The organism is Caulobacter sp. ALps2 (genome assembly GCF_058681635.1).
Map to the genome: position 1 here is coordinate 3,951,030 of NZ_CM178743.1, position 11,797 is coordinate 3,962,826.

At 65.2% G+C, this 11,797-nt stretch carries 9 protein-coding genes; 8 read left to right on the forward strand and 1 reads right to left on the reverse strand.

The features are described 5' to 3' along the window. Positions 1 to 38 precede the first annotated feature (38 nt). A complete protein-coding gene (locus ACW173_RS18700) occupies positions 39 to 1,073 on the forward strand; it encodes an outer membrane protein assembly factor BamB family protein (protein WP_492081595.1) in 1,035 nt (344 codons plus the stop codon). Positions 1,074 to 1,107: 34 nt separating this feature from the next. Here the strand turns inward: ACW173_RS18700 and ACW173_RS18705 are convergent, their stop codons facing one another. After that, positions 1,108 to 2,340: a LysR family transcriptional regulator gene (locus ACW173_RS18705; RefSeq protein ID WP_492081596.1), complete on the reverse strand. Its 1,233-nt coding sequence runs from the start codon at positions 2,338 to 2,340 to the stop codon at positions 1,108 to 1,110. Positions 2,341 to 2,597: 257 nt separating this feature from the next. On the opposite strand from ACW173_RS18705, the gene ACW173_RS18710 reads away from it, so the two are divergent. The 7 genes from ACW173_RS18710 to ACW173_RS18740 all read left to right on the forward strand — a co-directional run bounded on the left by ACW173_RS18710 (position 2,598) and on the right by ACW173_RS18740 (position 11,785). Continuing rightward, positions 2,598 to 5,450 (forward strand): TonB-dependent receptor domain-containing protein, encoded by a 2,853-nt coding sequence (locus ACW173_RS18710; protein WP_492081597.1) that lies wholly within the window; start codon positions 2,598 to 2,600, stop codon positions 5,448 to 5,450. Between the two features lie 39 nt (positions 5,451 to 5,489). Then, a complete protein-coding gene (locus ACW173_RS18715; protein ID WP_492081598.1) occupies positions 5,490 to 6,866 on the forward strand; it encodes a hypothetical protein in 1,377 nt (458 codons plus the stop codon). 42 nt (positions 6,867 to 6,908) lie between these two features. Further along, positions 6,909 to 7,175, forward strand: coding sequence for a hypothetical protein (locus tag ACW173_RS18720; protein ID WP_492081599.1), 267 nt, complete (start codon positions 6,909 to 6,911; stop codon positions 7,173 to 7,175). Next, the gene (locus ACW173_RS18725; protein ID WP_492081600.1) at positions 7,175 to 8,032 is read left to right on the forward strand and encodes a class III extradiol dioxygenase family protein; all 858 of its coding nucleotides are present in this window, start codon (positions 7,175 to 7,177) and stop codon (positions 8,030 to 8,032) included. Before ACW173_RS18720 ends, ACW173_RS18725 begins: the two co-directional genes overlap by 1 nt. Beyond that, the gene (locus ACW173_RS18730; protein ID WP_492081601.1) at positions 8,029 to 9,312 is read left to right on the forward strand and encodes an MFS transporter; all 1,284 of its coding nucleotides are present in this window, start codon (positions 8,029 to 8,031) and stop codon (positions 9,310 to 9,312) included. The genes ACW173_RS18725 and ACW173_RS18730 overlap by 4 nt, the downstream gene beginning before the upstream one ends. A gap of 1,532 nt (positions 9,313 to 10,844) precedes the next feature. Further along, entirely contained in the window at positions 10,845 to 11,387 is a 543-nt protein-coding gene (locus ACW173_RS18735) for a DUF302 domain-containing protein (protein WP_492081602.1), read from the forward strand. Between the two features lie 263 nt (positions 11,388 to 11,650). After that, entirely contained in the window at positions 11,651 to 11,785 is a 135-nt protein-coding gene (locus ACW173_RS18740) for a hypothetical protein (RefSeq protein ID WP_492081603.1), read from the forward strand. The last annotated feature ends 12 nt before the right edge of the window (positions 11,786 to 11,797 follow it).

Below are 11,797 nucleotides of genomic sequence, written 5' to 3' on the forward strand. Positions count from 1 at the left end.
GCCCGCTTTGTTTCCGGCTTCCGAAGAAGAGGATTTCGATGATCGCTTTACCGGGTCGAACCGCTCGCAAGGCCGCGTTGTTGGCCATGATCGCAAGTCTGGCGCTGGCGGGCGCGGCCCAGGCCGAAACGGCCGCCGCGTGCCGCACGCTGTTGGTGGTCGAGAAGGGCGACGGCGACGTCGCCGCGATCGACGTCGCCAGCGGAGCCGCGCTGTGGCGCGCGCCAGCCGGCGTCGATCCGCACGAGATCGTCGTCTCCGACGATGGATCGCGGGCCTTCGTCAGCAACTACGGCGGGCCGGGCGGCGAATCGCACGGACTCTCGGTGATCAGCCTGCCAAAGGGCGCGCCGCTGCCGCCGGTCGATCTGTGGCCGATGCGCGGCCCGCATGGCCTGGCCGTGCGCGACGGTTCCGTCTGGTTCACCGCCGAGTCGAGCAAGGCCATCGGCCGCTACGATCTGGCCTCCGGTCGCGTCGCGTGGACCCTGGGTCTTGGCCAGGACCGCACGCACATGATCGCGCTGGGCCGGGGCGGGTCGATCGTCAGCGCCAACGCCAGTTCGGGCACGGTCAGCATCATCGAGCCCGCCGAGGTGGCGTTCGGCGCCGGCCCGCCGCGCAAAGATTGGAAGGTCACTCCGGTCACGGTGGGGGAGGGCGCCCAGGGGATAGACATCTCCTCCGATGGCCGCACCGTCTGGGTCATGGCCGCCAAGCGCGGCGTGGTGTCGGTGATCGACATCGCGACCAAGACGGTCGTCGGCCAAGTCGAGCTGCCCTGGAAGTCCGGCAATCGGCTGAAGCTCACGCCCGACGGGAGCCTGGCCCTGGTGGCCAGCGAGCAGCTGGCGGCGATCGACACCCGGACCCGTACGTTCCGCACATTGGCGTTGGGCAGGACGCGGGCCGAGGGGATTCTGATCGCGCCAGATGGCCATCGCGCCTTCGTGGCGCTGCCGGCCGAGAACCGGGTGGCGGTCGTCGGCTTGCCGGACCTGAAGGTCGAAACCTACATCGCCACCGGCAAGTCGCCGGACGGCCTGGCGTGCGCGCCGGCTTCGGGGCGCTGAGGTCTAGCGTCCAAGCCTTCCTGGGGCGAGCGCGCTATGCGACACGTCGCGGCGTGCTCCCGATGGCTTCCGGCGCCGAAACCATCAAATGGGCCCGGAGTAGCTCGATCAGTTCCACATGGAGCTGCGAGGGCTGGCGATCGCCGCGATGAACGACATCGATTCCCAGTCCCGCTTCGATCGGCGCGAATGGCATCTTGGCGAGCGCCAGGCCGCCGCAGCGACTTTCATGCTCGGTCATCAGCGCCAGCCGGTCGCTGCCCGCGACGAAATGGCCGACGATAGCCCCCTCGGACGCCGCGAAGGCGACTTGAGGAGGGCTCATGCCGGCAAAGAGCGCCTCGCGCGCCGCTTCGCGCGCGGAGTCGGGCGTTCCGCCGACCCAGTCATAGGAGATCAGCTGATCGAGCGTGGCGGGTTCTGAGCCGCTCAGCGGATGTCCAGGGCGCCCAAAGATGAAATAGGGGGTTCTGACCAGCCGCTCCTTGATGAGGTCGCGGCCAGTCTCCTCGACGTCGCCGACCACCAGGTCGACTTCGCCGGCGCGCAGCCGGTCCACCAATTCAACGGGGCCTTCGCGGAGCACGGTGATGCGGGCGCCGGAATGCCGCATCGCCAGGTCGGCGAGAACCCGGGCCAGGAAGCGATTGCCGAACGCCTGAGCGGCGCCGACAACGATGGAATTCTCGGCGCTCGCCTGATGCGCGTGCAGTTCGCGGACGCCGAACGCCACCTCGTCCCGCAGAGCGCGGATGCGTTCGGCGAAGCGCCGCGCTTCTACGGTCAAACCCGTTCCGTCCGGCGTGCGGACCAAGAGCGGCCCGGTCAGTTTTTCCAGCACGCGGGCCGAACGCCGAAGCCCCTCGCGTGTCACCCCCCTCGTGAGCGCCGCCAGCTCGAGCGACCCTGTTTCGAGGACGCCCGACAGAGTCCTCACCTGGGCGGGGGTCAGGCAATCGGCGACGGCCTCGCGTTCAACCGGGCCCAAGTCCGAGATCGTCTCGTCGAGTTGCTCGCAGATACCTTCGACGCGAGTGTGGAACAGTTTACCAAGCGGCGTCAGCGTCATGCCGCTGGGGCCGCGCTCCAGCAACGCCACCGCAATCTTGTCTTGAAGCACCGAAAGAGCCTGGGTCGCGGCGGGCTGGGACATGGCGCACGCGTGCGCGGCGCGCTGAACGCCGCCGTAGCGCCCCACGGCCGCGAATAGCTTCAGCTGCCTAAAGCTGATCGAGGCGCAGCGTTCGTGCATGTCCCTCGTGTTCATCGCCAGTCATCGATCCTACGGCCGCCCGTGTATTGGGCCGGGATTACCGTCCTGAATATCATCGACGCGCAGTCTCCAACAAGGCGGTCTCGCTAGACAAGATCGGCTGCTCGCCCGACGCGACCGTTTTCGCGCCGCCTCCGGTCACCGCGACCCCATGGGCGTGAAAGTTATATATCATCGATAAAAACAAATATGTGTCCGCGCGAGCGGTTGCGGGAGGGTGCGCACAAGAAAACAAATCAAGGGGAGTAAACGTGCGCATCAACCATCCGCTTTCGAAGGCCCTTTTGCTGAGCACCAGCGCGTTCGCGTTGGCGCTGCCGGCGCACGCTCAGGAGGCGAACACCAGCGCCACCGTGGCCGAGGTGGTCGTCACTGGTTCGCGTATCCCCTCCAACGGCAACAACAGCCCGACGCCGCTGACGGTCGTCAGTACGCAGCAGTTGCTGGCCTCGACGCCGACCTCGGTGGCTGCGGCCCTGCAGCAGCTGCCGGTCTTCCAGAACTCGATGGGCCAGAACAGCGGCACCGGCGGTGGTAACGGCGGGCCGAACGGCGCGGCCAATGCGCCGAATATCCGCAGCCTTGGCCTCTATCGCACGCTCACCCTGTTCGACGGCAAGCGGCTCCAGCCGAGCACCGACACCGGCCTGGTGACGATCGACATGTTCCCGCAGATGCTGTTGCAGCGGGTCGATGTGGTCACGGGGGGCGTCTCGGCCGTCTATGGCTCTGACGCCATCTCGGGCGTCGTCAACTTCGTCACCGATTCCAAGTTCAACGGCCTGTCGATCAAGGCCCAACGCGGCGTTTCGGATCGCGGCGACGATCGAACCACCGATCTCGGCGTCGCCGTCGGGACGGACCTGTTCGGCGGTCGCGGCCATATCGAGGCAAGCCTCGAATACAACAACGACCCCGGCATTCTCGACATGTTCAGCCGCGACCTCGGCCAGCTTTGGCAGATCGAGGGCAGCGTCGCCGGCTCGACGGCCACGCCGGGCTCGGCGGCCAACCCGTTCAAGCTCTATTCGAATGTGCACAACGCGTCCCTGACCGCCGGAGGCCTGATCCGATCCGGCCCCCTGGCGGGACAGACCTTCACGGCCAACGGCGTCCTGTCGCCCTTCCAGAGTGGGACCGCCACCGGCACCTCCGGGTTCCAGGTCGGCGGCGACGGCGCCTACAACAACGACAGCTCGCTGAAAGGCGCCTTGCGGGCCAAGCGGGCGTTCGCGCGGTTCGATTTCGACCTGACCGACGACGTCCATTTCTATGTCGAAGGGTTCGGGGCGAAGAACCGCAATTCGTACAATGACACCACGCTCAGCATGAATAACGTCGTGCTGCGCTCGCAAAACCCGTTCCTGCCCGCCGCCTATCAGTACGGAACGGCCACGACGACCTTCACCTTGAGCAAGCAGCTTGGCCCGCAGCTGGGGCCGCATACCAAGGTCTTCGACCTGGGCAGCTACTACGTGAACGGCGGTCTGCGGGGCAAGGTCGGCGACTTCGTCTGGGAACTGGGCGGGGCGCACGGGGTGTCGACCCAGAAATGGACCACGGTCCGCAACATCAATCTGCAGCACCTGGCCGCCGCGCTCGACGCGGTGGCGGTCGGCGGGAACGTCGTCTGCCGCATCAATGCCGACGCGATCACCACCAATGACGACGCCGCCTGCGCGCCCTTCAATCCCTTCGGACCGAACGCAGCCTCGGCCCAGTCGCTCGACTATCTGACCGACACCACGGTCGGCGAGGCCAAGGGCAGCATCGCCGACATCACTGGTTCGGTGGCGGGACCCCTGTTCGAAACCTGGGCGGGGCCGGTGACCGTCGCGCTGTCGGGCGAATGGCGCCGGGTCGGCCTGTCGGCGACGAGCGAAATCCCGCCCGAGGACAAGGCCAACTGCAGCGGCATCCTCTACAACTGCGTCCAGGGCACGACGAACCTCCATCAGGTGACCTTTGGCATCACGCCGTTGGTGCATCAGACGGTCAAGGAAGCGGCGATCGAGGTCGAGGTTCCGCTGCTCAAGGACGCAGCGTTCGCTCAGGACCTGAGCATCAATCTCGCCGGCCGCTACGCCGACTACGACACCTTCGGCGGTGCGTGGACCTGGAAGGTCGGGGGGACGTGGCGGATCAATGACCAGCTGACCGTCCGCGCGACCCGCTCGCGTGACTTCCGCGCGCCAAACCTCAACAACCTGTATGGTCCCGGTACCGTCAGCCGCGCCACGGTGATCGACCAGCTGACGGGCGCGACGCTAGTCAATGCGCCCAACCAGGGCGGCGGCAATCCCGACCTCAAGCCCGAGATCGGCAATACGATCACGGCGGGCGTCGTCTATCGGCCGCAATGGCTGTCAGGCGCGAGCCTCTCGGTTGACCTCTACGCCATCAAGATCAAGGACGCGATCACCGCCCTCAACGGCGCAACAGTCTCGGTGCAGAAACTCTGCATCGCCAGCGGCGGCGCCTCCTCGCTCTGTGAGCTGATCGTCCGGCCCAATGGCTACAGCGACACGAGCGCGGCGAACAACGCGACCTATTTCTACACCCGCTCGGTCAACGCGGCCGAGATCTACACCAAGGGCGTGGACGTCGAGTCCAGCTACGCGACCCAGGTCTTTGGTCGGCCGCTGTCGCTTCGCGTCCTGACGACCTACCAGCCCGTGCTGCGCCAGGACACGCCCAGCGTCGGCGTCGTCGATGTCGCCGGCTATGCCTATGCGACGGCCGGTGGCCTCGGCTCGACGCCCAAGTGGCGGGTGACCAGCTTCGCCAGCTACGAACTGACCGACCAGCTCAAGGTCATGGCCTCGACCCGCTGGCGCAGCGCGATGCGATGGAACACCGACACCACGCTGGTCTACGCTGAGCCGAAGATCCCGAGCTTCTGGACGGCCAACCTGAATTTCAGCTTCTCGCCCAAGCTGGAGACCCTTCAGCCGGAGCTATTCTTCAATATTCAGAACGTCTTCGACAAGAAGCCGCCCATCGCGATCAACTCCTCGGCCGATGCGGGCCGGTTCGGCGCCTACCTCCAGTCCGACGACATGGTCGGTCGATACTATACGGCCGGCGTCCGTCTCAAGTTCTGATCATTGCGATAGCCACGAAGTCTTGGAGAAAACGAGACCATGAAACGTAATATTCTACGCCTGGCGTTGCTATCGACGACCCTGATCGCCCCGCTGGCCGTGGCGGCGGCGGTCATGGCGCCCGGGTCCGCGCCGGCGCCGGCCGTGGCCCCCGCGAGCGGCGCCCTGATGGCCGGGGCCGCGCGGGTCGACATCACCCCCGCCGTCGAAGACCTGCCCAAGCCGTTCGAATCCATAGAAAGCCGGCTCTTCGTCCGGACGGTGGTGCTGGACTCGGGGGGCAAGCGCGCGGTGCTGGTCGTCGGCGATCTGCCGATGTTCGCACCCGACATCTTCGACGACGTGATGGCGCGCATCGCCAAGGTTTCCGGGGCTCCGCCAGAGAACATCGTCCTAGCGGTGACCCATACCCACGACACCGTGCGCATGGACAACAACCCCGTGGGCATCATCCTGCCGGGATCGGAAAAGATCACCCGCATCACCTCCGCGGCCATCGTGGACTCGGTAAGGCAGGCGATCGCCAACCGACAGCCGGCGAAGGCGGGCTATGCCAACGGCGTCTTCAGGCTCGCAGGACGCGGCGACGGCGGCGCGGGGGCCGAAGGCGCGGCGGTAAGCGGCCGCACCCAGAGCGCCGACGCCTCGATCGGCGTCTTCAAGGTCGAGACCTTGGCTGGCGAACCGATCGCCCTGATGGTCTCCAACGGGCCTGGACCAGGCGTCCCGGGCCTGGGCGGGGGCGGCAAGCGATCGAAGGTCAGCGCCGACATGGTCGGCATGGTCGAGCGCTATGTCGAGCAGCGCTATGGCGACAAGGTGGTGGCGATGTACACGGTCGGCGCGCCGATGGGCATCGCGCTGAACCCAGGGCGCAAGGGGCCAGGTCTCGTGCCGGCCGAGCCGAACGCCGTCAAGGCCGCGGTCGCCACGGTCCTGGGCGAGGAGGTCGTCGCGACCGCGCTGCGGATCAAGACGTCCGAGCGGCTGAACATCTCCGCCTCGCTTCAGGTTCTGATGTGTCCGGGCAAGTCGACCTTCCCGCTCAACAATCCAGGCTCCTGTTCGGATGCGCCGGATTCGAAGCTACCCCGATGCGTCTTCACCGACACCGACATCGCGCCGGTTCCTCTGCGCTTCGGAACCGTCCAGTTGGGCGATTTCACTCTTGTCCATAGCGACGCCAACGTCATGCCTTCGCTCTGGGGGAAGGTGAAGCAGGGCGCGCCCAATCCGGCCAACACGATGCTGGTCTCGTTGGGCTACGGGCCCGTCCACTACGTCGTTCCCGACGAGGACTACCCCACCAACAGCTATCCCGTGACGGCCAGCATGGTGAAGCCCGGCTGCGCGGCGAGCGGTTTCGTCGGCGGCGCGCTGAAGATGGTCAATGCGTCCAGGGCGCCCGCCCAATAGCGGCAGCGACTGGACCCCAATCAACAGAAATCGAGGTCAACCGTGGCAGATGTCCAACCGGGCAAGTTCCATCCAGACGCCGCGTTGAAGGGCTATGCGCTCAATCGCATGTGCTTCACGCTCAACGCGGCGGAAAACCGCGCCGCCTTCACCGCCGATCCGGACGCCTATTGCGCGCGGTTTGGGCTCAACGACGAGGAGCTGGCAGCCGTCCGGGCGCGGGACAAGAAGCTGTTGTTCGCCGCTGGCGGCAACATGTACTTCCTGGCCAAGCTAGATCGCGTTCCCAAGCCGCAGGGAGCGCGCTGATGGCGACGATCGTGGGAGGGCTGGGCACCAGCCACGTGCCGATGATCGGCCGGACCATCGCGGCCAACAAGCAGGCCGAGGTGCCGTTCGCGCCGTTCTTCGCCAGCTTCGACAAGGTTCATGAATGGCTGGGCAAGGCCAAGCCCGATGTCGTGATCGTCTTCTACAACGACCACGGCCTCAACTTCTTCCTCGACAACATGCCAACCTTCGCGATCGGGGCGGCGCACGCGTACCGCAATGCCGACGAGGGCTGGGGGCCGCCCGAACCCAGGACCTTCCGGGGGGACGCCGAACTGGCCTGGCACATCGTCGGGTCGCTCGTCGCGGACGAGTTCGACGTCTCGACGTGCCAGGAAATGATCTTCGACCACGCCGGGATCACCGCGCTGGACCTGCTGTTCCCGTCCGACGGTGGGGGGCATGGCGACCTTCCGGTCGCCACGATCCCGATCATGATCAACGGCGTCCTGCCGCCGCTGCCGACACCCGCGCGCTGTTACAAGCTGGGCCAGGCGATCGGTCGCGCCATCCGGTCCTTCCCGGGCGACCGTAGGGTCCTGCTGGTCGGCAGCGGGGGCTTGAGCCACGAGCTCGGCATCAGCGGCAAGATCAACCAGGATTTCGACCGGCTCACCCTCGAGAAGATCGAACACGATCCTGAAGCCCTGACCCGCTTCACCAATGACGAGATCGTCGATCTCGCCGGCGCTCAGGGGCTGGAGCTCATGACTTGGCTGGCCATGCGCGGCGCGGCCTCCGGCGGGGAAATCGTGACTAGCATCTACCACGCGCCGATCTCGCACACGGGCGGGGCGATGATGCTGATCGACACACGCGAAGGCGAACGGTCATGACAGATGCCGTTGGGTTGAAAACGACAACCGGCAAATCGCCGGACGGCTCCAAGCATTGGGGCATCATGCTGCTCCTCTCGGTCGGCGTGCTCATTGCCTACGCCGATCGGTCGAGCATCGCCGCGGCCCTGGCCAACAAGGATTTCGTCCACCATTTCGGGATGGACGCCGTTGGTCGCGGCCAGGTCGGCGCGGCGTTCTTCTGGGCCTACGCGGCCGCTCTGATGCCCCTGGGTTGGGTGGTCGATCGATACGGCGCGAAAATACCCTATGCCATCTGTTTCGGTCTGTGGTGCCTGGCCACCGCGGCGACCGGCGCGATGCCGGCCCTGGCGGGCATCGTGATCATGCGCTCGCTGGTGGGGGCGGCTGAGGGGATCGTGATGCCGGCGAGCTATCGCTGGATCCGTCACAATGTTCCCGAGCGCCACACCGGCGCCGCGCTGGGAATATTCTCCTTCGGAAACAAGGTCGGCACGGCCATTGGCGCGCCCCTGGGCGCATGGCTGATCACCGTCTCCGACTGGCGTCTGATGTTTATCATCACCGGGGTGTGCGGCCTGCTGTGGCTGGTTCCCTGGATGGCGCGAGTCCAGAACGATTTCCCGCGCAAGGACCAACGCGCGGACGCGCGCCGACGGGCTCAGTCGGTGCCGTTTGGACGCATCATCAGCTCGCCGGTGGTCTGGGGCGGGATCATCGTCAACTTCTGCTATAGCTACTTCGTCTTCTTCTGCATGACCTGGATGCCGTCCTATCTGGTCGAGCAGCGTGGGCTCTCGCTCACCAATTCCGGCCTCTACACCTTCTTCAGCTTCGCCGGCATCGCCATCGTCGCCGTCGCGGCGGGCTGGGCGGCGGACCGGATCATCGACAGGGGCGGGGACCCGGTGGTGACGCGCAAGGCGTTCATCGTCGCGGGCTTCATCGGAGCGACCACGGTGCTGTTTGGGGCCTACGCCCATAGCCTCGGCGCGGCGCTGTTTTGGAACATCTTCTCCCTGTCGTGCCTGGGCCTGGCCAGCGCCAACAACCTGGCGCTCACCAAGGTCACGCTGATCCCACGACCGGCCATCGGGATGATCGTGGGGGTTCAGCATGTCGCGGCGGGACTCTCCGGCGGAGCGGCCGCCAGCATCTCCGGCTGGCTGCTCCACGTCAGCGGTGGCTATCAATTGCCAATGTCTGTGATCGTGGTGTTTCTGGTGATCGGGGCCGCGTCGTCCGTGGTTCTGCTGCGCCCGAAATGGTCGCCGAAGGTTTCGGGGGGGGAGGGCTGAGCAGCAACTTTGTGTGGGAATGAGTTTCTTCCGACGGCGCTAGCCAATCATGCTCGCCTGTGCGCTTGGGCAAGCCAGTGCAGACCGAGCATTTTGAAGCTGGCAAAGCGATCGACCAACGATGAGTTGGTCGTGGCTACAGAGTCGACGAACGAAGGTCCGGAACCTGGAGTCGTTCCAATGCCTGCTTCTGGCGCCAATCGGAAGGCCGACATGGCCGTAGTCCTCGACGATAACGCGTCGCCTCGGCCGGCCGCGATAGCGCGCCGACGCTGACCTGGGCCCGGCGCCACAGATCGTCGACGGCGCGAAGGGGCGCTTCGGCGCGGGCCAGAGAAAACCAGGCGCGCGGCGTCTAGCTCGGCCAGCTTGCCCAACCATCCGCAGGCCCGGGCGCACGGCCAGGGCGCCGTCCGGCGTTTTCTCCAATGTGTAGTCCCAGCGCGGGGCGTTGACGCAGATCGGTCGGACCTCGACGCCGTGCTCCGTTACCGTGCGCCAATAGTCGATTGGCTTAGGACTTGGATCGAGCGGCAGCGTCATGGGTGGCTTGATGCAGCCACTATCGTGGCCTGCGCCACGCAGTTGGACAGGTGGAGGGGCGGCGTCTAGATTTGCTATCGACCCTAGTTGGTCATCTAGAAGGTCAGCTAGGCGTAAGCGCAGCTCTGCATCTATGATCCGTGACAACGGCGGTGTGCAACACCAGTGAACATGCGACGTCTTCTGATAATATATCTTAGACGGTAAATATCGGTCGATCCATGGCGCTTTTGTCCCTGACTCAAATAGCTGCGAGTCGCAGCCCTCCTTGGATCTGTTGCCACGTCGTTCCGTGTTTCGCGATTTTCTGACTCCAACCCTGCGACTGGCAGATAGCGCTTGAGCGACCGCCTACAGCCTTGATCCAAGTGTCCCGAAACTCAGAAGACGCATCCGCTGATGCGCGCCGACCGCAGCGGCGTAAGTCCAGCGCCGCCGGAGATCCGCCGGCCAGGCACGCGATCGTTCGCCAAGCTCCAGCACCATCGTTCTAGGCAGTTCGGTCGCCACGAGAAACAAAGGGTCGCGAATTGCGTGCGATTTCACGCTTGGATAGGCGGGCCTCCACTTGGAGCAACAATCGCTTGCGCCCGGAGGTTTGGTTCGGGTCGGGTTGGTAAAAGCAATTTATCATCCGCGTGAAGCCAAGTCTCAGACGAAGGACTGAGCATTCCCTCCCCTAGGCGGCAACCGAAGCTGCGCCGCCAAGCGCTCGCTCCAGCTCCCTCCCCCATCTCTGGACTGACTGACGGCAGCTTCCACGGCAGTGCTGCGCCATAAGCGGCTGTTGGCTTGGCTCCAGAATTCGGACATTCAGCCGAAGGCGCCGATGGGCTACGCCTAAACGCTCCTGCTCGCCAGGCGAATGGCTTGGGGCCGGCTTGAGGCAGATCAATGCTCTCCCGTCTGAGGCCTCTACTCACATCAGCAGTACGAAGCCTAAGTCGCTGATGCCCTATCGAAGCGCCAACCGTGCTGCCAAGGCTCAAATGAACTACAGCGTCACCGCAGAGCGCATCGACGGCCACGGGAGCCTGGCGCTAGCCAAGGATGCAAGCCTTGTCCTGGACACGGATGTCGCTGGCCGCCGGGATGCGTTCAATCCCGCGGAACTGTTCCTGGCCTCGATCGCAGCCTGCATGATCAAGGGTATCGAGCGGGTCACCCCGCTCCTTAACTTCAAGCTTCGTGGAGTCACACGAACTCGCGAGGCCCTTGCGAAGGAAGGCTTTGGCGTCATCACGGAGATCGATATCCAGAAGACCTTAAAGGCCAAGATCGGCGTGGACTTCCGTCGCTACCTGATCCTGGGCGCATGCAACCCGGGGCTGGCGTATGAAGCGCTGAAGCTGGAGGCCAATGTGGGCGCCATGCTGCCCTGCAATGTCGTGGTGCAAGAGGGCGATGAAGGCCGCACACATGTCTCCGCCATTGATCCCGTGGCCTCCATGCAGGCGATCGACAATGCAGGTCTGAAGGACGCGGCTCGGACGGTAGCCGACAAACTCCGCGCGGCGATTTCCAGCCTGTAGGCGAAACCGCCAGAGCTATGACGACAAGGATGTTGCCAGTGGTTTTAAGCGTGACCAGCGCGCAACGGCGTAGTGGCGCTTCCAGTCCTTTTGGCAGGTCCCAAAGCCTGACCGTGTGCCGCTCTATGGGGAGCACCGCCAACGCGCCAGAAAGAGACACTCGCTTAGGTCCAGAAACACGACATTCGTTTCACGAAAAGCTCGGACCACATCAAGCCAGTTCTGCTTGAACCGGGATGGCCAATGGAGCGGCAAGCTATCAGTTGCTTGAGGCGCCCGCCGTCATTCAGCGCGACGGCCTGGCCCTGCTGGCGGGCTGGCTGCTGACGATCGCCTGCGGTCTGGTCCTCGCCCTCATCGTCGGCGGCGCGGTGATCGGCTGGCGACACCTGGTTTAGGCGCGACCTGCC